Source organism: Cyanobacteria bacterium FACHB-DQ100 (genome assembly GCA_014695195.1).
Lineage (GTDB): Bacteria > Cyanobacteriota > Cyanobacteriia > Leptolyngbyales > Leptolyngbyaceae > Leptolyngbya.
Window position 1 is genome coordinate 535,291 of the sequence record JACJNW010000028.1, and the last position, 23,449, is coordinate 558,739.

The 23,449-nt window shown below is 48.7% G+C and carries 22 protein-coding genes; 3 read left to right on the forward strand and 19 right to left on the reverse strand.

The features are described from left to right. Window positions 1-9 precede the first annotated feature (9 nt). The 3 genes from H6F51_13680 to bioF are packed head-to-tail and all read left to right on the forward strand — an operon-like array spanning window position 10 to window position 1,726. Window positions 10-357: a DUF1823 family protein gene (locus H6F51_13680; GenBank protein MBD1823533.1), complete on the forward strand. Its 348-nt coding sequence runs from the start codon at window positions 10-12 to the stop codon at window positions 355-357. 3 nt (window positions 358-360) lie between these two features. Continuing rightward, window positions 361-576, forward strand: a complete 216-nt coding sequence (locus H6F51_13685) for a hypothetical protein (protein MBD1823534.1) — start codon at window positions 361-363, stop codon at window positions 574-576. Beyond that, window positions 566-1,726, forward strand: coding sequence for an 8-amino-7-oxononanoate synthase (bioF, locus tag H6F51_13690; GenBank protein MBD1823535.1), 1,161 nt, complete (start codon window positions 566-568; stop codon window positions 1,724-1,726). The genes H6F51_13685 and bioF overlap by 11 nt, the downstream gene beginning before the upstream one ends. Here the strand turns inward: bioF and H6F51_13695 are convergent. From H6F51_13695 to H6F51_13785, 19 genes are all read right to left on the reverse strand, one after another. Continuing rightward, window positions 1,693-3,165 carry a gluconokinase gene (locus H6F51_13695; protein ID MBD1823536.1) on the reverse strand — a complete coding sequence of 491 codons (1,473 nt, stop codon included), beginning with the start codon at window positions 3,163-3,165 and terminating at the stop codon, window positions 1,693-1,695. The genes bioF and H6F51_13695 overlap by 34 nt on opposite strands. 131 nt (window positions 3,166-3,296) lie before the next feature. Further along, window positions 3,297-5,156 carry an ATP-binding protein gene (locus H6F51_13700; protein MBD1823537.1) on the reverse strand — a complete coding sequence of 620 codons (1,860 nt, stop codon included), beginning with the start codon at window positions 5,154-5,156 and terminating at the stop codon, window positions 3,297-3,299. 140 nt (window positions 5,157-5,296) lie between these two features. After that, on the reverse strand, window positions 5,297-7,342 hold the full coding sequence (locus H6F51_13705; GenBank protein MBD1823538.1) for a DUF4157 domain-containing protein: 2,046 nt from the start codon (window positions 7,340-7,342) through the stop codon (window positions 5,297-5,299). 104 nt (window positions 7,343-7,446) lie between these two features. Further along, window positions 7,447-7,665, reverse strand: coding sequence for a hypothetical protein (locus tag H6F51_13710; GenBank protein MBD1823539.1), 219 nt, complete (start codon window positions 7,663-7,665; stop codon window positions 7,447-7,449). Between the two features lie 12 nt (window positions 7,666-7,677). After that, entirely contained in the window at window positions 7,678-8,496 is an 819-nt protein-coding gene (locus tag H6F51_13715; GenBank protein MBD1823540.1) for a tail fiber protein, read from the reverse strand. Between the two features lie 1,020 nt (window positions 8,497-9,516). Then, complete coding sequence (locus H6F51_13720) at window positions 9,517-10,134, reverse strand: phage tail protein I (GenBank protein MBD1823541.1); 618 nt, start codon at window positions 10,132-10,134, stop codon at window positions 9,517-9,519. Continuing rightward, on the reverse strand, window positions 10,135-11,022 hold the full coding sequence (locus H6F51_13725; protein MBD1823542.1) for a baseplate J/gp47 family protein: 888 nt from the start codon (window positions 11,020-11,022) through the stop codon (window positions 10,135-10,137). Window positions 11,023-11,061: 39 nt separating this feature from the next. Continuing rightward, a complete protein-coding gene (locus H6F51_13730; protein MBD1823543.1) occupies window positions 11,062-14,979 on the reverse strand; it encodes a baseplate J/gp47 family protein in 3,918 nt (1,305 codons plus the stop codon). 5 nt (window positions 14,980-14,984) lie between these two features. Continuing rightward, window positions 14,985-15,371, reverse strand: coding sequence for a GPW/gp25 family protein (locus tag H6F51_13735; GenBank protein MBD1823544.1), 387 nt, complete (start codon window positions 15,369-15,371; stop codon window positions 14,985-14,987). Between the two features lie 2 nt (window positions 15,372-15,373). Then, window positions 15,374-15,697, reverse strand: coding sequence for a hypothetical protein (locus H6F51_13740; protein ID MBD1823545.1), 324 nt, complete (start codon window positions 15,695-15,697; stop codon window positions 15,374-15,376). Continuing rightward, on the reverse strand, window positions 15,697-16,386 hold the full coding sequence (locus tag H6F51_13745; GenBank protein MBD1823546.1) for a phage tail protein: 690 nt from the start codon (window positions 16,384-16,386) through the stop codon (window positions 15,697-15,699). The genes H6F51_13740 and H6F51_13745 overlap by 1 nt, the downstream gene beginning before the upstream one ends. Then, window positions 16,383-17,417 (reverse strand): phage late control D family protein, encoded by a 1,035-nt coding sequence (locus H6F51_13750; protein MBD1823547.1) that lies wholly within the window; start codon window positions 17,415-17,417, stop codon window positions 16,383-16,385. The genes H6F51_13745 and H6F51_13750 overlap by 4 nt, the downstream gene beginning before the upstream one ends. A gap of 50 nt (window positions 17,418-17,467) precedes the next feature. Next, window positions 17,468-18,151: a LysM peptidoglycan-binding domain-containing protein gene (locus H6F51_13755; GenBank protein ID MBD1823548.1), complete on the reverse strand. Its 684-nt coding sequence runs from the start codon at window positions 18,149-18,151 to the stop codon at window positions 17,468-17,470. After that, a complete protein-coding gene (locus H6F51_13760) occupies window positions 18,142-19,245 on the reverse strand; it encodes a hypothetical protein (protein ID MBD1823549.1) in 1,104 nt (367 codons plus the stop codon). Before H6F51_13760 ends, H6F51_13755 begins: the two co-directional genes overlap by 10 nt. Before the next feature lie 10 nt (window positions 19,246-19,255). Beyond that, complete coding sequence (locus H6F51_13765; GenBank protein MBD1823550.1) at window positions 19,256-19,825, reverse strand: phage tail protein; 570 nt, start codon at window positions 19,823-19,825, stop codon at window positions 19,256-19,258. A gap of 140 nt (window positions 19,826-19,965) precedes the next feature. Next, on the reverse strand, window positions 19,966-20,364 hold the full coding sequence (locus H6F51_13770) for a phage tail assembly protein (protein ID MBD1823551.1): 399 nt from the start codon (window positions 20,362-20,364) through the stop codon (window positions 19,966-19,968). Window positions 20,365-20,379: 15 nt separating this feature from the next. Beyond that, window positions 20,380-20,832 (reverse strand): phage tail protein, encoded by a 453-nt coding sequence (locus H6F51_13775; GenBank protein MBD1823552.1) that lies wholly within the window; start codon window positions 20,830-20,832, stop codon window positions 20,380-20,382. Window positions 20,833-20,857: 25 nt separating this feature from the next. Then, window positions 20,858-21,964: a phage tail sheath family protein gene (locus H6F51_13780; GenBank protein MBD1823553.1), complete on the reverse strand. Its 1,107-nt coding sequence runs from the start codon at window positions 21,962-21,964 to the stop codon at window positions 20,858-20,860. Next, on the reverse strand, window positions 21,958-23,436 hold the full coding sequence (locus tag H6F51_13785) for a phage tail sheath family protein (GenBank protein ID MBD1823554.1): 1,479 nt from the start codon (window positions 23,434-23,436) through the stop codon (window positions 21,958-21,960). Before H6F51_13785 ends, H6F51_13780 begins: the two co-directional genes overlap by 7 nt. Between the last annotated feature and the right edge of the window lie 13 nt (window positions 23,437-23,449).

Below are 23,449 nucleotides of genomic sequence, written 5' to 3' on the forward strand. Positions count from 1 at the left end.
GCAAGAACAATGCTTGATTTACCTCCGTTAAACTCCGATACGATTTGGGCGATTTTGAACGACACGATCGACGATACAACCGCAAATCGCTTGGTTTGTCACTATCTCGGTTACGATGACGGAACTGCTTCTCCAGAATGGTTAGAAACCTATCCTGAACCGCCGAACTTTATTGAAAGTCGTCCAGCGGTTGTGAAATTAACGCGATCGATTCCACCAGAAAATAAGCAGCTATTGAAAGAAAAGCTTGGATTTTCGGGATATACCGTCGATCAACTCGTGCCGCGAAAAACTCGACGTGCAACAATGGCGAACTGGTTGCTAAGTTATATGCAGCAGAATCAAATTGAGGTTTAAATCATGGGAATCGAACGCCGGATGTCGAGAACAATGTTTCTCCCTGCTGAAACAGTTCAATTGCGTCAAACTTGCTTTACACCCGGAAAAGTTTATCAACCGGGTCGATACATTGCAGGCGAACTTCCTGATGTTGCCTTTGAAATGGGTTTAGTCGATAAACTGCCCCCGGTGCGCGGTAAAAATGCAGAAATTCGAGAGCAACCGAATGAAGAATGATCCGTATGCTTGGATTGAACAATCGTTAAGGTCGATCGACCGCGCAGGTTGGCATCGATCGACTAAAACGATTGATCGTCCCGGTGCAGTCATTCAGATTGATCACCGCGCTTATCTCAACTTTGCAAGTAATGACTATCTTGGACTCGCAATCGATCAGCGTTTAATTGATGCTGCAATTCAAGCTGTTGAACAATACGGAACAGGAAGCACCGGCTCAAGATTGCTCACGGGACATCGACCTTTACACCGAAAGCTAGAATCCGCGATCGCACAACTGAAACAAACTGAAGATGCGATCGTGTTTAGCTCTGGCTACTTAGCAAATTTAGGAACGATCGCAGCCTTAGTCGGCAAACGTGACTTAATTCTGTCTGATCAATACAATCATTCGAGCTTACGAAATGGTGCAATTGTGAGCGGTGCAACGATTTTGGAGTATCGGCACTGTGAAATGCAGGACTTACGCACCAAGCTCGAACAACAGCGATCGCACTTTCAAAAATGCCTGATTCTCACAGATACCGTATTCAGCATGGATGGCGATCTCTGTCCGTTGCCTGAAATTCTGGACTTAGCAGAACAGTTTGACTCAATGGTATTAGTCGATGAAGCTCACGCGACCGGAGTGATGGGCGCAACAGGTGCAGGATGTGTCGAGCATTTTGGTTGTACCGGACAGGCACTGGTGCAGATGGGAACTTTGAGCAAAGCATTAGGTAGCTTAGGTGGTTATGTAGCTGGTTCTGCATTACTGATTGATTTCCTTAGAAATCGTGCGCCAAGTTGGATTTACACAACAGGATTATCACCCGCTGATAGTGCTGCGGCTTTGTGTGCCATTCAGATCGTTCAACAGGAGCCAGAACGGCGATCGCGGCTTTGGCAAAATGTCGCTTATCTCAAATCAAAGCTAACGAACTTCGATCTGTTGCCTTCGGAATCCCCGATTCTCTGTTGGCAATTACCCGATGTTCAAACGGCTCTAAAAACCGCACAAGCATTACAAAATCAGAGCATCTTTGCACCAGCGATTCGACCGCCGACTGTTCCAACGAGCCGAATTCGGATGACGGTCATGGCAACTCATACAGCAGAGCATTTAGATTGCTTAGTTCATTGTCTCGAAAACTCTGGCTCTAACTGTTGATAGAGCCTTTCATAGCGTTCAAATTGCTTGTGATATTGTTCGGATAGCTGTAAGTTTGGAGAATGTCGATCGCGAATCCGAATCATTGATCGTCCTTCCTCTAGCTGATCAATCTGATTAATCGCATACATCGCTAAAACAACTGCTCCAAATCCACTCGCTTCATAGACTTCGGGCACAAGCACTTCGATCCCAAACACATCAGCCATCATTTGCCGCCAAAGGTACGATCGTGCAAATCCCCCGGATGCCAGAATCGTTTGACTCGTTCCAGTCAGTTCACTCAGCACAGTGTTAATGCTATAAGCAGCAAACAAAACACCCTCTAAGACAGCGCGAACAAAGTGCGATCGCTGATGCTGTAAAGACATACCAAAGAACACTCCTCGCGCCTCTGCATTCCAATAGGGCGCACGTTCACCAGAAAGAAACGGTAAAAACAACAATCCCTCTGCACCCGCCGAAACAGTCTTAGCCAGTTGAATCAGGGAATCATACGAATCTTGTTGTCCAAAGTTATCTCGAAACCACCTTAAGACAATACCCCCATTGTTAGAAGCACCGCCAATCAACCATTGTTTCTCAGTAATGGCATAGCAGAATGTTCTGGCTTGTGAATCGGTTAAAGGCTCAGACACTACTTTTCGGACTGCGCTACTGGTGCCGATCGTGATTGCTAACTGATTTGATGTAATTGCCCCAACTCCAATATTGGCTAACGCTCCATCACTCGCACCAATCACAACCGGAACATTCGGATCAAGTCCCATCCGTTCTGCATATTGTGGTTTCATGCCTTGCAGAATGTGGGTCGTTGGAACTAGCTCACTTAATTGATTCGGTCGAATTTGTGCAAGTTCAAGTACATGCTTGTCCCAGGCCAAAGTTCTGAGATTAAACAATCCAGTTGCAGAGGCGATCGAGTAATCTACTACATATCGATCGAACCACTGATACAGAACATACTCTTTAATCGAGATGAACTTTGCAGCCTTGTTAAATCGCTCTAAATCGCACTCCCGCATCCATAGCAATTTTGTGAGCGGTGACATCGGATGCAGAGGGGTTCCGGTGTTTTGATAAATCCAGTTTTCTTGTTGCTTCAAGGCTTCTGCTTGCCTCACACTCCGACTATCTGCCCAAGTAATACTCTGGCTCAAAGCAGAATGATCTGCACCCATGACAATCAAGCTGTGCATTGCAGAACCACATCCAACCGCAGCAACATCTCGACTTGATAACTGTGCTTGCTGTACGGCTGCTTGCACGGATCGCAAAACAGCCTCAAAAATTACGTTTGGATCTTGCTCTGCAAATCGGGGCTGGGCAGAAAGTAAGGGATATTCCTGACTAGCAATACTTTTAACTTCACCTGTCGATGAAACGACGATCGCTTTTGTACTGGTTGTCCCAATATCAATGCCAATAAAGTGCTTCATATCGCTTTGCCAAAACACCAAAAACCCTGCCTTGAGAATAAATCAAAGCAGGGTGAATACGTATCCATTTTAAGGGTTGACCATTGGTTCCCTGAATAGGCGGTGGTTGCAAGGTCTCAGACTTGATGATCTTAGTGCCAGTCATCCATCAATAACTTCCCCATCTTTTGGTACTCGCGCTGAGTCGCTCGAATTAGATGCGTCATCGTAATCACACCGCCCTCACTCGCCGCTAGAAATGCGGCAGCTAGAGCAATATTGCGAATATTGGCACCGCTAATTTCAAATCGCCGCGCCATCGCAGATAGATCGACATCAGGACTACGCGGGGTTGCGGCTGGAAAAATTCGCTCCCAGATGCACAAGCGATCGCGTTCATTCGGCAGGGGAAAATCGATCATAAATCGCAATCGCCGCACAAAAGCATCATCCAGACTGCTGCGTAAATTCGTCGTGAGGATAGCAATGCCTTCATACTCTTCCATCTTTTGCAACAGATAGCCAATTTCAATGTTGGCGTAGCGATCGTGGGAATCCTGCACCTCCGATCGTTTGCCAAACAGGGCATCGGCTTCGTCAAACAACAAAATTGCATTGGAGTTGGCGGCGGCGGTAAAGATGCGATCGAGATTCTTCTCGGTTTCGCCAATATACTTACTTACAATCTGCGACAGATCAATCTGATACAGATCAAGCTGTAACTCCTGAGCAATCACTTCTGCCGCCATTGTTTTGCCTGTTCCCGGTAATCCCGAAAACAGCACATTTAAGCCTTTGCCCCGCGATAATCGTTTTCCAAAACCCCAGTCTTGATAAACTTTCGGTCGATACTTTGCCTGATTGCAGAGTTCTTCTAGCTGTGCTTTTGAATCGGTGGACAGGATAATGTCATCCCATCCATACACTGGGTTGATTTTGCGGGCCAGTCCAGTCATGTCTTGTCCCGATTGAGCGCGAGCCGCAGCAAATAAGTTGATCGGCTCTGACTTCCATTCCGCAACATGACGAGCGGTTGCGATCGCATCAACAATCTGAGTGTCTGTCAGCCGAAACCGATCTGCCAAGGCATCAAGATCACTTGCAGCGATCGCAAGATTCACTTCTTCTAAATACTTTTTCCAAGCTTGCTGACGTTGAGTAAAATTTGGCATCGGAAACATCAGCGTCACGATTCCAAGAGGTTCAGCCGAGCGAAACGGTTGTTCACCCGACAGAAGCATCCGAGTTTTGCGGAGTGCTGGAACGGTTTCAGAATCAATCTCAACATAAAGCAATGCGTTTTGAAACCAGGCTTCTCGAACCCAGTAAGCAATATCAGTCGCTTGGGCTGCAATCAGTAAAGGACAATTCAAAGCTTTCGCCAAGGCTTGCGCTGCTTTTCGTTTGAGGGCGCGATCGCTGCCCTGAAAGTATACGGGCATCTGCCAATCTTGATCGACCAATGCCTTTAACTGCTGGCTCAACTCATTGGGGAGTTCTTCTAAACTGACGATTGATTGCACGAGTTCACCACCGCGATCAAGTCCAGGCTGATGCAGCAAGAATCGAATCAATTGAGGGTTGAGATGTAACTCTTGGGCAAGCAGGGTCGGTCTAATTTGCTCAGATTCTAAAGAAAGCAACCCTTCTCGAATCGAGGGGGCGGTCGAAGCAAAGCGATCGCGCTTTTCCAATCGCTCGATCGCATCCGAACATAGGAGATTTAAGGCGAGATCAACGCTGGGACGTTTAGCGCGAACATCATCTTGGAGATAAGCATACAGAGACTCATAGCGGCGATCGAGTTCGGGCGCAAGCGCGATCGCGATCACGTCTAGGTCGAACTGAGACAAGCTGAACTTCTGCTGCACTGAGGCAAGCCGCGAATCAGGTGAAATGTCTGCAGTCAGAATTAGGGGACTTTGCTGCTTCTCATCGCTTGCTGCTTGTTCCAGCAGTCGATCCAATCGCTGCAAGAGAGGCAGAAGTAAGGCTAACTCGGACTGATTCATGAAGGTGCTGGAGCAGATGATTTCACATTAGAGGCTATGGCTTACCAGTCTGTTTGACCAGATGCAGAGGGGCAAAGTTTGGCAGAGCCATTTACCGATCGCTGCAAATAGAACAGTAGATAAGCTTAGGGATTATTGCTTCAGTCTTGTTCCTCCTTGCTCTTTTTTCGAGCGTGACTAATCAATTCTCCTAGAGTTGAAAGCATCAGTAGCTTAGGATTCAATGTCTTTCCTGTTTCTTGCTCATAGTCTGCCAAGAATTTAGAGTTAATCACTTTCTCAAACCATTCTTTTTCTTTTTTAAGCCTCTTTGGGGGATTTGCTGCAATACTTTCTAGCCCCTTTTTGATCTCCTCATAGTGGCTATTTCTCTGCTCCTCCTTCTGCTTCTCTTTTGCTTCATGTAGACTGCGCTCTTCTGCCTCACGTTTCTCTGCTAGCTTTTGCTTTTCTTGTCTCTCAATCTCTGGGTTGAAATACCTTTCTGCTCCACTTAAACTTACATTCTCTAACTTATTTTTTCGGAAAATTTGCACTTCCACGACAGCATTTCTAGGGACTTCTACCAGTAATGTTTCTCTATTTTTTTCTGCACTATATTTATACAGCTCTAGTTCCCTTTTCGCTGTATTGTTGTATTCTTTATTTCGCAAAGATGTTTTGAAGTGATGAGACTCCTCAAGATGTTGATTGTAAATTTTATCCTGATCGATTTTAGCAAGATCGATTTTAATAACAGCCTCACTCGTAAACAATTCTCCGTGATTGCTGTGAACTAATCGCTTAGGCTTTGCATGAGTCACTGAAAGCATTCGCTGATCATCACCACTTCCATCCCGCTGCTGTAGGAACTCTCGCTCTTCTTGAGTGATATTCTCCTGTTCTCCTCTGCTCACAAAATCATATTTTTTAGCTTGATTGCCAATTATCATTGTTGGATTTCGAGGAGACATTTTACCCTGTGTGAAAAGCTGGTTCATTTGCTGATAGCTACAACCTCTATAGACATAGCGGGTAATATATAGCCCCCGTTGATCTTGAACATATTCTTTTGAGGTTCCTTTCTTTTTATAGGCGGGATTACGCAATGGTTCCATCCCTTCTTGGGTAATGGGAGATCCAAATCTCTTACCTGCAAAAAGAATGCTGTACAGCGGCTTCTTAGTTTTTTTGCTAGTGACGACAATCTCATCATTAACGTTCTCTCCAAAGCTAACTTCTCCATTTGTTGCCTTCTCGATCTCCGTTTGAAGTTTATCTAAATTCCACCCTGTCGTAAGATAGCTGTCATGGTATGACTTCAGAGTCTCTACTTTTTTCTCTTTGTAGTTATCTCTAATCTCTTTACTTTCGCTTTTGGCATTCTCCCCCGATTGAACTTGCTTAAGTTTCTGTTCCTCTTCTCTAGTTAGCTTCACGATATTGGCATCTTTGCTAGACTCAATCTTATCTTTCGCACGTCTTTTTGATTTCTGATGTTCCGCGATCGCCACTTCGATTTTCTTAATTAATTCAGCATCATTGTTATCAGTACTTGGCTTTGCCTCAAACGCAATCTTATCTCCTGCCCGTTGAATCGCTGGGGCAGCTGGATTAGCGCTTTGCTGGACAACATGCGCTAGTTCATGGGCAATCAATTCCTGCCCTTTGCGGCTTGTAGGATCGTAGCTTCCCTGCCGAAAGAAGATATCCTGCTGGGTGGTGAAGGCGCGAGATTGCAAGGAGTGATTCAGTTGATTTGCGTTCGCATCTGTGTGAATCCGAACCTGCTGAAAGTTCTGCCCAAAAGCATCTTGCATTGAGTGCTGCAAATGGTTGGGTAATGGCTGTCCACTGCCTACTGCTTGCTGAATTGAAGCTTCCAGGGCTGGTGTCGCATTCTTGCCTTCATTAAAAGCGGGTTGCTTCAATGGCTGTAGCGATTCAGTTCGTTTGGCTTTGGGCTGTGCAGGGGCATGAATTTGCTCAACTACACGAGTAGCTGTTTGTTCCGCTTCTTGTTCAAAGCGATCGCCAGCCTCGCCAACCGCTAGTTTGGTTTGAAGCGACATCAATTCACCTGATAAACCACGGAATGACGGTTTATCGGGTGAAAAAATGGACTGGGAAGTGGGTTGAATTGACCGGATAGAAACGGGCTGCGATGACACAATTTCAGGTTTTGTTTGACGCATAGATTGCCGCATAACACGCTCCTAAATAAACGATCGATCATTGATAAGCTAGTTCAATATATCAAGTCAAACAGAGTAGATTTCACGCCGCTTCCTCTGAAGTTGGGCGTAAGAGATTAGGGGACGATCACAGGCGTTTCAACCTGCGAGTAGTTATCAGATTCAAGTGTAGAGTCTGTTTCTAAAACTTCTTCTAGAACTTGAATCGCTCCATCAATTCGCAAGAGTGTTTCTCGGAGATTCACCTGTTTTGCTTCTAAGTCCACCAGCATTTTTTGTCCAGTTTCATATTCATTTCTGAGCTGTTGTAAGCGTTGTTCCATTTTTTCTCTCATGATGCACATCCCTTAGATCTTGATGATGAAGCAGAGCGCATAATACGGGGGTCTATTTTCGTGGGCTTGGTTGCCTCCAGCATAATTTGTCTGGACTTGATAGTTTGCAAGGACATTCACCTGTTGATCAGACTTTGCCATGCTGTGACTGGTCACACTTCCGAATCCTCCCCCTCCACTATCAAAATCTAATGAGTGATTGTGGCTTGGAATCTGATTGATATTCAAAGTCACGGTATCTTCTCCGCCCGTATTGCCCAATGCATAATTTCGACCTGCTCCGACAATGAACCGATCTTGCAAATCTGGGGTTCTGCTCTGACCATTATTGTAGGCTTGACCATTGCACAGTAACCATCCTGCTGGAACTGCATTTGCGGCTCCTGACCACATGACGATCATGCCCGTTACAATCATGTTTTCAGCAAAGATTCTTACGTAGGCATCTGAGTTGAGATCGCCGTGTTTGAAATGAATTCCATTACTTTGGGCTTCAATCCGATGCCAAAAGCGTCCTCCATGGTGGAATCGAAGCGAGGGAAAGACTTCTGGAACCGTCACACTCGGATCTTCTTGGAATAGCTCCAGAAATAAGTGTTTTCCGCCCGTGGTTTCGGTACGGCTGCGGATTAGACGTAAATGTTCAGTCGTTGCAGCAACTGTCAACCTCGCAGTCGATGCCCCGGTTCCAATTCCGACTGTTCCGCCATTGTGCGCGATCGCGAAATTCCCCGTACTGCAATCTAACGCCAATCTTTGAGTCCAATTTGCGGTATTCGTGCTGGCGGTGGCATACACTTCAAAGCGGGGTTTTTCTCCTGTATCGTCCATTTCTAAAGTCACGGCTGTGCGAGCGCGATCGGGGAACACCCAATTACTGTTATTTGCATTGCGATGGGCATTGTAGGACAAACTACTACCACCCGCATTGCCGCTCAGGTACAAATAGTTTTGCCGAATTCCAGTCGTGCCGCTCACGTGCAATCGATTCGTGGCTTCATTACTGCCAATGCCAACATTTGCGCCGCTAGGATTAATGAGCAATGCTCCACCTCCCGTATTCTCAACCACAGAACTATTGCCACCCGCACTGAGAGGGCGTACCACTAGATTGGAACCAATGTGCTCAAGTTTGAGGCTAGATTCTGTGGAAGCACTCGCTAATTTGACTTCTAGCTTGGCATTGGGGCTGGTTGTGCCGATACCGACTTGATCGGTGACGTTTAAGCTGCCGCTCAGGGTTGCCCAACTTCTGCCTGCCATGCCGCGCGATCGCAAGTTCAAAGTCGCGCCATCGGCAGTGGGAAGCTTGATGCCTGCATATTGCCGCACGGTTTGATCGCCGTCGTGGGTGACGTTGCCGTCGCCATTGAGGGTTAACCTTGCCAGTCGAATGGCGTTTTCCGGCGGCGATTCATCTGTTTTCTGTACCGTAATCGCGGGATCTTCGTGCCAGCGCCGATTTGATTCTCCGCCTTCTTGAGCCAAATCGGATGCCACTTCTCGATAGGCAATGAACACGTCGATCGCTTGATTGCGAAACTCTTTGAGCGGCAAATCTTTGAGGCTGCCAAGGACAATTTGTTGCCCTTTGGGGTCGATCGCAGTTCCAGGTCGGACAATGGCGCGATCGACATCATCTCGCGATTGCTGACTGCCTGGATCGATCGTTAAACCTTCGACAATTCCAGGACTATGCAGAAACCGGAGGGAGCGACGTTGGCGATCGAGATGGTACTTTTGCTCATCGACAAAATCTTGGTCTTTTAAAAATTGCCCATCAAAATAGCGGACTCGTTTTTCGATCGGATCGTATTGCCTGTAATCTGCTGCCATAAAGTTCTCCTGGCGTTACTGCCCTAGCTGGCTGGTGCCTAAAATTGTGTTTTCGCCCACGATTAAGCCAACGCGGGGGTCATTTCTCAATTGCATAGTAGGAATGACAATTTGTAAGGCATAAAACGTGTGGGCAGGCTTCTCTTGGTCGATGATGCTGCGAGCAATTTGCTGTTTGCGGCGGAGTAACCCGCGATCGTTCGCGCTCAGGGTCATCTTGACCTGAAAATAGTGTGTTATGTGCTCAAATTCTTCGATTTCGACTTCTTCATTCGTATAGAGTTTGAGCAATTTTTCTAAGCCTGCTTTCGTTCCCCGTTGGCGATAGAGCGGCACAATCTGGCTAATAAAGCGCCGTTTGACCTCTTCCTCCCAATCTTCTCGCAACGTTAGGGCGACCCAATTTGCAAGCCAAGGGAGAAAGGCTTCTGGGGCTTGCTGGGGATCGAAATAGGTATGAATGCGATCGATCCATTCTTCTAATCCAGGTTGTTGAGCGATCGGATCTTCCGGGTCGGGCGGAAACAGTCCACTCAAGACCCGCTCAAACGCTAGCAGAAAGCGTTGAATAAACGGATCGGTTTGGACGATCGCAGGTAAGTATTGCTCATAGCTACTGGTGCGCTCGATCATCTATGCCTCTTGGATTGTCAAGCTATTGGGAGTGAGTGCGATCGCCACAAGCTGATGCTGCTGGAGCGGAACCTCGGTCAGCGCGCGATCGTTTTGAAGCGTTACGTTAGGGACATAATCGACTCCCGGAATTTGATCAAAGAGTTGATAGGCTTCTGAAAGATAAACGCTTCGACCAAACTCCCAACGCAACGGATGAAAGAACGCTTGCAGCGCTGCGATCGCTCGTGGACGCAGTGTGTCTGCCTGAATACCACGTTCTAGGCGTAGTTGAGCCGTGATTTGTACGGGAACGTAATTGGGCGCAATGATGTGGTGGCGAGTGGTGAGTAGGCGGCGCGGGTCGAGCCATTTCCAGAGTGCGGCTCGTAGTGCTAGGGTCGGCTGAGGTTGTAACTCCGTTTCGGGGGCATCGGGAATTACCACGATCGTGATATTTCCGGGTGCAGCGTCATGAGAAATCGCTAAATTGCGCTCTGGTAAACATTTCACTCGTCGCACAATCCCCTGTTTGCCCAATGCCTGCGCCGTGGGTGTGGTGTGCCAATCTTCTAAAATTAAGTGTTCAAAATCGTCTGCGCTAGCGGCTCGGTGGCGTTCCCGTAGCGATAAGATGGTTTCTCGAATTGCGGTTTCTAATTCGGTTGGCGGAATGGAATCTGCGCCATTTAAGAGTTTTAAGAAGGTTGCGTAATTTTTATTGGGAATTTGATTGACGCGATAGAGCACCATTTCGGTGAGCCAAGCGAGCAATTCCATCAGAATGATTCCGGTATCGCTGGGGTTGTGATCCGTCCATTCTGGGAATTCGCTGGGGATGAGCGATCGCATCTCTGCGACAAGGTCAGCGTAGGTGTGATCGTCGAGGTTGGGGAGCGGTAGAGGCATAGAATTTTAGAGTCTGGAGTTTAGAGTTTGGAGTTTAGATTAAGGAAGAATGATTTGGTGATTGCCGGAATAGATGAGAAAGCGATCTAGCCGATCGGCAGGTAAAGGCGTAATGGTTGGGTCATCTCCGAGAGAGGGAATGCTGACAATACTTAAACTGGTAACGTGGTCAATCTCCGGAATGGATTCGAGAACAGCATACAAGTCAGAAGGAAACGGACGGCGACCGAAAGACCAGCCTTGCCCGCTAGAACCTCCAGTGAGAGGATGAAGGAACCGAGTCAATACAGCATTTGCAGCCGTTCTAGCAGCATCCGCAACATCTAGAGAAACCGGAACGACTACTGCACGAACCGTGACTTCTACCCAGTCAGGCTCTGTGACTTGGAGATCGAGCGTGGGAGAGGCGCGATCGCGTAAGTATTGTTCAACCTGATTGATCAACATCAAGCTTGGAGTGGGCTGTGCTGCCGTACTTTGAGGCACAATCATTAACTCGACTTTGCCTGCATCTGTAATCTCGCGATTTGCACTACTTGCAGGCGCTTCCAACCCGTGGTTTTGCGAACCGTTGGGCGTTGTAATGGTTAGTGTCCCTTGCATATTGTTGTCGTTGTGATTCACAACAGTGATTTTCCAAGCATTGCCTAGCTCGAAGAGTTCTGGTGTGACAGTAAACGTGAGTCTGTCTCGATTTGATCGGAGAATTTGCTGAGCATAAGCATTCGATTGGGCTGAACCGTAGAGCTTAACTTCTAAATCCAAATTAGCGGCTCGGCTGGCATCGACAGCAACGCTGACTTGGATCTCCCCAGCTTGATCTAAGCGAATCGGATAGGAGGGAAACCATTGCAGCGTAATCGGATCAAAGCGGGGTGTGATTGCTTTTGCCCGTGCCACTGCAGGAGAAGCAACCAATGCTAAATCTTCTAAGTCTTCAGCAGTCACCGCGCGATCGCGGTGGCGCAAAAATTTGGCACCCCGCGCTTTGACTCGCTCGATCGCTTCCGAGGCTGCACCGCCCCCCGCCGGTTCTAAGTTAGTGACGCGATCGACCGAAGGAATCGTTGTCTTGAGTTGCGTGATGGTTTCTACGGCTTGATTTCCTTGCGTTCCTCCGCCTGTGCGATAGTGCAATCGCAGATTATTACTCCCCGCAGGCGGAATTCTGCCCCGCTGCCCATCGCCAAACCGAATCGTGCCTGTGAGCCGATCTAGGGTGTAGTGTCGATCGGAGGCGCTAGAGCCATAGAAATCGGAGACTTCCTGCCATGGCACTGTCTCAGATTCTTCAATGACTTCGAGCGTTTGTCCCTCTAAAACTGGAGTCTGGATCGAGCGAAAACTTTGATGCGGATTGCTCGTACTGGAGCCAAGAATTTCATCGGTTAGCGTTTTGGTTTGGCTTGCCCACATTGTATTGGTGAGCAGACGGCGCAAACGCGGCGGCACTCGGAAACTCCCCGTTTCCCAACGACATCGCAGCCAGTACAAAGCTTGCCCAAACTCCCGCCGCACGGCAAAATTATCCGGTGCAATCAACCGAATTAAGCCGCGATCGCTAAACAGTTCTGTCTCGTCTTGCACGTCTAAACGCGCCCAACCTGTGGGCGTTGTATACTCCCAAACGAGTTGTACCGGAGTCTCTGGACGTGGATTGTTCGTAATTTCTCCGGGCGTTGGGGGATCAACTTGGAAGTAAAGTGCGATCGTGCGATTTGGCAAAGGTCGATCGAAGCCTAAATACAAGGTGGGTTGGGTATCCTCAACAGGCAGAAAAGGTTGGAAATCCCGGATTACAGAGGTGTGTAATACGTGAGCATGAGTCAGCGGAGAGTCGAGGGTTACGATCTTAGTTGTAGGATCAATCTGAGTAATTTTCTTTGCTTCAGAATTGCTATTGGTGATGCGAATCTGATCGCCAACAATCCAACCCTCAACACTTTCTAGCTTTAAGGTTTTCTCACCTGATTTGCGTTCTTGAATCAATTTTGTGGTGCGATCGATAGCAAAAGGATCAGTGAGAGTCAGGCGATCGTAAACCCGAACCGCAGAAGCAGCGATCGGTGCAGCATTATATCGATAGCGCAGTTTTAAGGATGCGAGAGATGGTGGCTTAAAGGTTGCATCAATCAGCTCATAAGCTGGAGGATTGCTATTCGGAATTCTTCCAGAGAAAGCAGCAACACCGTAATCTCCCTTGATAACGCGAGCGCGAACCCAATAATTTTGTTCGCCGTTGATAGTTGTTTGGGCGATCGTTCGAGGTATCGCTAAAGTAAATTCGTTTGGATTATCAGTACCGAAAGCAGCAGGAATGTTATTTCTAGCTGTGATGATACGTTCCCAAGCTTGTCCGTTCCAACTTTCCCAAGACAGCTCGATATTATCGTTTTTAACAGTCTTACCTTCAGTCAGATCAATCGTTACCGTGATATCTGTGCCTGCTTTCGCAAAGGCATCTTGACTCGCAATATAAAAGGTGTCATTGAAGCGGGGCTGCTCACCAAACGGATAGAAATCTTTGCTTAAGTCAATCGGTGCAGTGTTGAAAAAACAACGATCGGGCTGAATATCACTGCGCGTCATTGTCACCTGCACCTGAATCTGTTCGATGTGCAGGCGGGGGGATTGACTCGATAAGGGTGTATTAAGTTGACCTTGTAACCAACCTGCGGGAGCTTCGCTGTTGCCTCTGGCAATCGTGCCTTCCAGCGAATGCGGCTTGAGGGCAGGCAGATTCGTTAACGTAACTTGCCATTTGCCATTAATGAATTGAGAGGTTTCGGGAGTGACCTGCCAATCAGTTCCATTCCAATAAGACCAAGTGATGGCTAGATTTTTGAGTTCCTCTGCGGTCGGAGAATCGACGATCAGCGTTGCAGTTTTAGTCCCCGGAAGCGTCAATAGCTGATCGCAGGCAACATATAAACTGCGTTCGATCGTTTGTTCCCCCACAAACGCCGGAAACGCTGCATCGATTTCTCCGAGAGCAGAAGCAGTACGATCGCTATATCGATTGGGCTTAGGCTCATGCACAAACACCGCTTTTAGCTGCGCGATCGTGGCTAACAAACTATGCTCGGTCTCAAACACCACTTCCTCTGGTTCTGCGGGTGCTGCTACAGGAGTCTGAGCAGGCACCAAAACATCGGTCGTAGTTCCCTCTGCTAAATAGAACGTTAATGGGACACGAGCTGCTTGAGGTGGCAGAACTTGCGCCCCAATCAAATCGAGAAACGCGAGAAAGTTTTTCTCAGGCACTTGATTCAAGCGATCGCGCACCAATACCGCCATCCGGCTAAACAGGCGAATCATTGCCCAGCCTGCATCCGGCATAACTTTTACATTGATGCGGCTCAGGTTTTGTTGAACAATTCGCTCCGCCAAGGGCAAATCGATCCGAGTGCCCCTTAGCGCGATCGGTTGATTCCGATTGGCAGGATTAGCAATATCTTGATTGAGCACTTGTCCAAATAGCGACTCGATCGTCGGTTCGATGTCGATCACGCCCGGTGACGATCGCACTTTCACCCAAGTTAATCCCTCAATTTGACTGATTCGTTCTGCTAAGGCTGTATCGATCGAGGTGCCGCGAGCGGCGATCAGTTCCGTTCCATCTAACACATCTTGATTCAGAATATGTCCGACCAGTGCAGAAAGGGTGGGGCGAACTTGACTGGTGCCGGGTGGATACCAACCGCCTCTAACTTTGATGTGATCGCGGTTTTCCTGTTGAGCAAGCTGACTAATTTGTTGCGCGATCGCTAACTCCAAAACAGTTCCCTGTGAAGCAATCCCCTCAATATCTTCGTCCAGGGTGCGATTCAGTAGGTTAGCGATCGTGGGTTCAATTTCACTCTGTAAATCGTGCGTGAAATACTCCGCTAACATTGCGACCTGGGCAACGATTTCGTCATAGGAACGGGAATCGATTTTCGGGGGCAACAGTGACATGGGGGCTACTCTAAATAGAACGGATAAACTAAATTAAAGCGATTGTTGGTGGTACGAACTCGGTAATGAATTTGAATCAGTAATTGACTCGACTGTTGTGGATCTGGAAACACATCGACTGCTTCTAAATCGATTCGAGGTTCCCAAGTAATCAGCGCATTGCTGACCGCGCTCATCACCTCGCCGATCGTTTCACCACTCATCGACGCAAACACGAATTCGTGAATGCCACAGCCAAAATCAGGACGCATCAATCGCTCACCCGGAGCCGTACTCAGAATCATCCAAATCGATTGGCGCACCGCAGCTTCTTCCTGCGCGAGGTCAACCTGTCCCTCCGCATTCAAACGGACTGGCGTTGTCCATCCAACTCCTAAAAAATCACCTGGCATGACTAAATTCCTTTTACTCGCAGTTGAGCAACGGCAACCGTTAAGGGCGTTCCGGTCGGCACACAGACGGAGGGACTATCTTGCAAGATTACGGGCTGTCCCATCGATTTGATTCGCATTGATCCACTTGTCCAGTTGGCAGTTGTGCAGGGGCCAACATTGGCATTGGGTGGTGGATTTGAGCAACCTGCGATCGTATAAGGACTCGTCTGTAATACGGTTGGTTGTCCGCCCAATTTCACCCGCGGATTCGGCACCGTTGGTTGAGCTTGCCCACCGTGGGCGCAGATCACGGTTGCCCCTTGTTGAACCAAATAAGCTGGCATTAAGTCACCTCCAACGCACCATCGTTGATCTTTACGCCCGCCAAACATTTGATGCCAATGCTGGTGTTAGCTGCGATATCACAAGTCGCGTTTGCTTTGATTTCAATCCCTTGTTGAGCATTCACTGAAAATTTGCTGCACTCAATTGCGACATTGCCGCTATTGGTGCTTAAGCTGATATTTCCTTTCGCTTCGATCGCGACATCTTTTTCGCTTTTAATCACAATCACATTGTTCTTAGAATCGATAGAAATTTCGTTGTTGTTTGTTTTATCTTGAATGACAATCTTTTCTTCTCCTTGAGTATCATCAAACAGAATCGTATGTCCGCTGCGCGATTTGAAGAGGCGTTGATTGTTTTTGCCATCCTCATTCGTGCCAGGCGGTTTATCTTGACCATTCCACAAAGCGCCCAGAACATAGGGAAACTGAGGATCGCCCTGCTCAAATGCAACTAAGACTTCATCCCCAACTTCGGGCAGCAGATACAATCCCCGTTGCTTACCTGCCATTGGAGATAAAACCCTTGCCCAATCACTTTCATCGGTATCTGAGAGCCAGGGAAACTTGACCTTAACGCGCCCCAGGTTGTCGGGGTCTTTGCTGTTCGTCACCACCGCGATCGTCACGCCATAGATGCGATCGTTCTGTGGGTTTCCATTGCCAAGCAAAACGTCCATGCCCATCATGCTGCTGTTCTCCTAACGGTAAATTCCGTGCGATATCCTGCTTCACCAGAAATGGTGTGCGTCACTGCGACCACGTAATAGCGACCACTAAACCGTTTTCCCACCCCTTTAACCTCAATCACGCTGCCCGCTCGGATTTTAGGATTGCCGATGCAGGTGCCTTCTCCGGTAATGTAATGCAGCGCCCTCTCTTCAAGTTGTCCCTGTGCCATCGCATCGGCTTCAGCTTTACTTTGCACAGGCTGATCCCCAATCTGCCGATTGGCAGCACCAAACGCCCTTTGGCTAGCTCTGACACCGATTTGCGAACCTCCCATTGAGGCAATGGTGTTGTCACCCGATCGGCTGGCAATCGCCTGTTTCTCTTTCCAATTCCATCCGCGCACCTCAACCTGTGTCACCTGACTCAAAAGGCTCAAGCGGGGCGAAAATTCCAGCACGTCTTGCTCGAAGTTTAGGGTTGTGAGTGCCAGTGTTCGATATTGCGGCGGCTGGAAATGCAGGGTTTTATCTTCGATCCAAACTTCATAGCCGATTCGCTGCGATCGCGTCTGCAAAAATGCCAAATCGCTCACATTATTCTGCAACACATAATCCAAGCTCACCTTAGTATCCGTGACCTTTGCCAGTAATCCATTCTGGCTCGCAATCTGTTGAGCAATTTGGCTATCTTTCAACTTGATAAACGTATTCGTATGCGTTCCCCGCAGTAACCGATGACGGCGATCGTGCCCCCGCACAGTAACAGTCGATCCCTGTTCTTGCGAAAACTCTGGCTCCAGTCCCGTAATTTCTCCTACTATGACTGTTTCCAGAGTGTTACCGTAGCCCAATGAGATCGCGATCTCATTGCCTGGACTTAACCGTGAATCATCTACCCAATTCAATTTATCGTTGATCTCATCGTAAGTATTTAAGGTCATCGCAATCATACTCGGCGCTTCCAAATCTTCCGTGACCGTAATGCTTTCGACATCTTCTGCCAACTTAAGCATTGGAGCATTGTTGATCGAAATCGCATAGTTAGGAATTTGACTTGTCAGTACCGTGCTAAACATCGCAAATCTTCCCCGCTAATCACTTACAAATCGGTCGGTCGAGGCGGAACAGTCAAGCGTTGTCCCGGAACAATCTGCCGGGGATTATCCAGTTGATTTGCCGTTGCAATAATCCGCCAAAGCGCCGGATCGCCAAATTCTTCTGCGGCAATGCTACTCAAGGTTTCTCCCCGCTTCACCACTCGAATTGGATCATCGATCGGATTGCGGACTTTGAGCAGGAATGATTGATCCAGCACTTCCTCGAAGTTGCAATTCATCGTGGCGCGTACCGGAGTGCCATCTTCCAGGAAATGCGTCAGCGTTTTGGTGACAGATTTGAGAAAGCAGCGCTCTAGCAAGACATTCCCATAGCCCCAGCGCAATTTGCAAAATGGGGGCTTTTCTTTGCCCGCTTTGCGCGTTAGGTCATAAATCGGCTGAGTATAGATGCGGACATCTTCTGGGCGCAGTGTTGAAATGAGTTTGTTCGAGACGATCGAGGGCAAATTATCTGCGGCTAAGTTGCTGAGAAAGGAGTTCGATCGCAGCAAAGTTGTATCAAAAAAGAGCATCAGCGAGATGCTGGTTGGTTGATCGCGCCCGAAGAACTTGCCATTCCATTGGCTCCAGCCGCTGCGAGTCACTTGAATTTGCTGGGGATTAAACAGAGCTTTGATCGGCTTGGGTTTGCCCTCGATTAAGATAGTGAGTTTTTCTAGCGCCATCGGGTTTGTCCTCTGCGTTCACTTTCTACAACGAGGCGACGAAGAATTTTGCGTTCGACTTGGGTGGTGAGGGTGTCGAGGTTAATGGGAGGTGGGGGAGGGGGAGAGGAAAAGGTGTCGGTCAAGGAGGGGGAGGAAGGGAATTCGCTGAATTGAGCAAGCTCTGGAGGAGTTCTGGAAGAGGATTGAGGGGAAGGAGTGGCTAGGTTGGGTTGGGCGAAGACGATCGGGAGCGTAGTTGCGGTTTCGTTGAGGTGAGTGCGGGTTTGCCAAGTTGCGGCCGGGGGAGCGGCTTCGGTTCCGGTGCGGACTGTAATGATAGGCGGGGAGGTAGAAGCGGGAGGATCAGATGTTTTTGGGCGGGTGGGTGTGACTTGAGGTAGGGGTTTTTGCCCTAAATCTCGCAATTCTGGGGGGCTTTGAAGTGTGGGGGTTCCTAAAATTTGTGGATGAACTGTGGGTATTGGATTGGGGCGATCGCTCTGGAATGGTTTGGAAATGTTTTGTGCATAGACGATCGGTGGAGTCTGCGAACTCAGGCTAGGCGATCGCGGTGGACTGGGAGATGCGATGGCATCCGCAGATTCTGTTCGCAGCAAGAACTCTGGTTCTCGCCTCAATTCCCCAACGCTCAGATTCGTTGCATTAGAGGTGTAGTTATTCAAGGGTTCTTGCCTCGATTCTCTAATGCTTAGATTTGTTGCATTGGAGGTGTAGTTATTCAAGTGTTCCTGCTTCGAATCTTCAATGCTTAGATTCATTGCATTAGAGGTGTAGTCATTCAAGGTCGAATTTGAAATCAGAGCTGCTTGAACGATCGTCAGGGGTTCACTAGCAGTTTCTATATGCGAATGCACAACCTGAACAGAACTAGACGGTTGAGCATAGACAATCGGAATTTGCTCCGGCTGAAATACGCCAGCTTGTCGCTCTGCAAACTGAACTAACAACGGTAAATGATTCGTCATTCGCTCAGTTCTAGCCAGAATCGAATCGCCCAACTGGGAACCGATCGCACCCGGTTGCACCAAGGGACGCATCAATCGCCTCACTAAACTAGAATCTACTGCCGATTGCCAAGCCTGTTCCGTCATGCTGCACCTCCTAGAACGGTAGTTTGTCTAGAATTTGCTGCGTTCCCGTAAAGCCTGCGGCTCCCGCGATCGTCCGTGCCACCGAGAGCGCTTTCGAGGCAGCAGGCTTCGTGATTCCGTGATGCACCAACTCCAATCGCTCGATCGCATAGCTAGACCCATCGATCGCACTTAACTGCGGCCCTGTCCAACGAATCGGATAAGCATCCTTAAAGTTCCACCACATCACCGGCAGCAACTGTCGATCGAGCAGCATAATCGTGCCATTTTTGCGGCGAACTTGACCATGCGCTGCATCGTCATACCAATTCCATAGCGCATTAGAATCACTCAAGCCTCGACTCAATACCAAGTTGGAATATTGAATTCGAGTCGGAAAGTGATGCGTATACTCATTCACGCCACCTTCTTGGTATTCCTCGGTTTGGAGTTGGCTTTCTAGTCCAGAAACTTCCGTGAACCCTCCAGTGAGTAGCCCTTCAATTTCGACTAGAAAGTTATAGTTCATGTAAGGCTCACGACGACTGCCCCGAAGGGTTGCGCCCGCAGAAAAAACAGCGTTTATTGGCAGAATTGGCATGGTGTTTTATGCAAGTCGGGAGGATGAATCATTCAAGGTTTGATTGATACGGGAAAGTTCTGCCACCCATTGTTGGCGTTCTCGATGCTCCATTCCCATGATCTGTTCATAAGACCAGTGAAAATGGTAGGACAGGTAAGCTACCTCCTCGCGTAGTCGGTCTGAGGGGTAGCAGGTGACTCCCCCACGGGAACCGGTTCTACCTCGAATTCTCCAGAACAATGAGGACAGGTGACGTGTAGACGGCTGTGACCGTTTTGGTTAATCCGTTGGTAGAAGTCCTGGAGATAGATGAGATCGGCGGAGTAGAGCCCTTCGATCAGTTTGGGGTTGAGTTGTTCGAGGCTGCCGAGTCGAGTGATCACCCGCGAAAGCAGAATCAGAACTAGATAGCCTGGGTTTGCCTGGACGCGCGGATCGCGTAGAGGAGCGATTTCATCGTAGGCAGTAGAGAGCCGCATGATGCCGTCGCGATGGGTATTGCCCTCGGCATCGACATAGCCAAGGGGAAGGGTGAAGGGAAATTCGGTAGAAGTCATGGGTTTCGTTAAAAGTTAAGTCCATTTATCAACACTGATGCCTTCGTGGGCGAGTTCCAGGGTTTCGATCGCAGCCCCATCCGTTGTTGCATCCATGTCCGGAGCTGTCCAAGTGACAGGCAAACAGTTGCTCAGATTCCAGCGAATCTTTTCGGTTCCGGTTTGGTCGAGCAAGACGATCGACACTTCGCGACGATCGACGTTCCCTTTCATCACATTTTCACGCCACCTCCATAGCTCAGCATTGTTCGTAATGCCACGCTGCAGCGTAATGTTGCCGTAGGTGTTTAGTCCGGGGAGTTTGCGCGTTGTGGGTGGATCGGTGCCTTCGCGATACTCACCCATATTTTGCGATGTCGTGAGTCCGGTACATTGGCGAAATCCAGCGTGTAGAATGCCGTTCCACTCCACGTAAAAGTTATAACTCTGATAAGGATCAGGTTTATGGGGCGGTTTAATACTGGGCATACAAAGACCTCAATAGAATAGAAAACTAAAATGCGAATGCAACACCTGCATTGCCGTGAATCAAACGAACCACAATAAACTCCGCCGGACTCGCCGGAGCTAGTCCGATTTCGGTAATCACTGTGCCTGCGTCTCGCACTTCAGGAGGATTCGTTTCCGCGTCACACTTGACGTAAAACGCTTCTGCGGGTGTACTGCCCTGAAGCGCCCCTTGACGAAATAACGCCTCACAAAAGGCAGTTAACTCGCGCTCAATCCTGACCCAAAGCCGGAATTCATTCGGCTCAAACGCCACATCTGCAAACGTGCGATCGCACCATCGCGCTAACGTCACAAACAATCGGCGCATATTGATATAGCGCCAATTCGCATCCGTACTCAGCGTCCGCCCACCCCAGATCCGAATGCCCCGTCCAGGCAGCGATCGCAAGCAATTAATCCCCAATGGATTCAGTCGCGCTTGGTCGGCATCCGATACCGCTACACTCAGATCGACGACTTCTTCAAGCCGAATATTGGCAGGCGTTTGACCAACTCCTAGATCGCGATCGCGCTGGGCATAGATGCCCGCAATGTGACCACAAGGGGGAATCATTCGACTGCCCACCTGCACCCACGGGAAATACAACGCGCCAAAGGCAGCGCATTCGGAGCTAGAAAGCCGCGCCTGCTGAACCAGAACTTGAGTCGGCAAGGCATCTAGAATTGCAAAGCGATCGTTCAATGCCTGACAATGCTCTAGAAGCTGAGTCTGCATTCGGAGAACCGTCTCAACATCGAAGCGAACCAGATCGGGAACACAAATCAGATCGAGGGCATTGATAGTGGCTAATGCTTCCAATGCCTGTTCTAATGCAGCTTCGATCTCTAGAGTGTCGTTCAAGCGAATGACATAAGCAATGTGTCCGCCATTGCTAAAAAAGCCCTGCACCGCATCTGAGAGATATCCCTCCGACACGGGTTCACCAAACCGTGCACTAAATTGAGTCCACAAGGTTAGGCGCTCTGGCTGATTGATTGTTCCTTGGCTCGCAAATCCAATGAATGCGGGGACACCCGTCAAAAACTCTGGAATTGGTTTGGGAAATAGATCTTCGCGGTAGATGCCGGGGATCAGATAGCTCGTCACGATCCTTGCTCCCCGCTCGATTGACTCAGCTTGAAGATCACAAATTCCGCAGGCTTGACCACGGCAACGCCAATCTCTGTCACCACTTGACCTGCATCGCGAATTTCTGGTGGATTCGTTTCCTCATCGCATTTGACATAAAACGCCTGTTCCGGCGTATTGCCAAACAGCGCCCCTTCTTGCCAAGCAATCAACAAAAACGCATTGATATTGCGACGAATCTTAGCCCAGAGATCGGGTGCATTCGGTTCAAAGACTGCCCATTGCGTGCCTTCATCGATCGATTCCCGCAGGTAGTTAAACAGCCGACGAATGTTAATGTACTTAAATTCTGTATTTCCGTCGCCGCCGAGCGTCCGGGCACCCCAAATGCGGATATTACCATTCAGACTCCGAATGCAGTTGATGCCCTGTGGATTGAGCTTGTCCTGCTTACTGCGGCTGATGTCATACTTCAACCCCACTGCACCTAACACGGTTTCATTGGCGGGCGCTTTAAACACACCCCGTTCGGCATCTACCCGCGCGTACACACCCGCTATATGACCACTGGGCGGCGCGTAAATCGTCTGACGACTCGCGGGGTCAAACACTTGAATCCAAGGAAAATACAACGCGGCATAGTCCGAGTTATCCGGGATTACTTTCTGTTGATTGTCCGGTTTGAGTAAGCCGAGATCAAGGCTGCCATTGGTTTCGACTTCTAATGGTGCATCAAAAATTGCAACTCGATCGCCCAAGCTCTCACAGTGCGCCGCAATACTCGTCAGCACTGTTCTACTGGTGATTCCTGGCGCTGCCACGATCGCAATGTCATCGATCGCTTCAAACTGTTCTAGGGCTTGGTCAATCTCGCCCTCTTGATTCATCCACACCACATAACAACTGGTGCCGCCATTTCGGAAAAATCCAAACACCCCATGAGCCAGCAAATTCTGCCCTGCATTGTTCGAGAAATCACCAAAGAATTTTTTGAACTCTGAAAAGTTTGTACAGAGCTTAACTTGATTCGCCGTTGCAAGCGTTGAAGATACAGGTGTCGCTACCGTTGCAGCAGGGGCAGGAGTTGCAGTTTCTTTGAGTTGGAAAAAGCCCGTAATTTCAGCCTTGTTATCCGGAGCATCTCCAGTAAATGTAAGGGTTGCCTTCCCATCTTGCAGGGTCAGTTGCACATCTTGGCGTTCAGTAGTACCTACAAAAAATCCAAACGTTCCCGCAGTTGTCACTACTTCTGCGCCTTCAGACTGCGGCAAATCAAAGCTTTTTTTCCGGCCTGTTCCCGTTCCAACGGCAGTCGGTTGTTCTCGTGATCCAATCGATCGAGTCGTTACTGTGGGAGCCGCTGGAGCGGGCGCACTGGCAGCGCCAAATACCCCAATAAATCCCGCCGTACTGGTTCCGACTCCTGCGATCGGCGCTGATCCAGACGGCACTTCCTTAACATACACACCCGGAGATTGGTAGGCTGAAACCATAGTCACTCCCTAG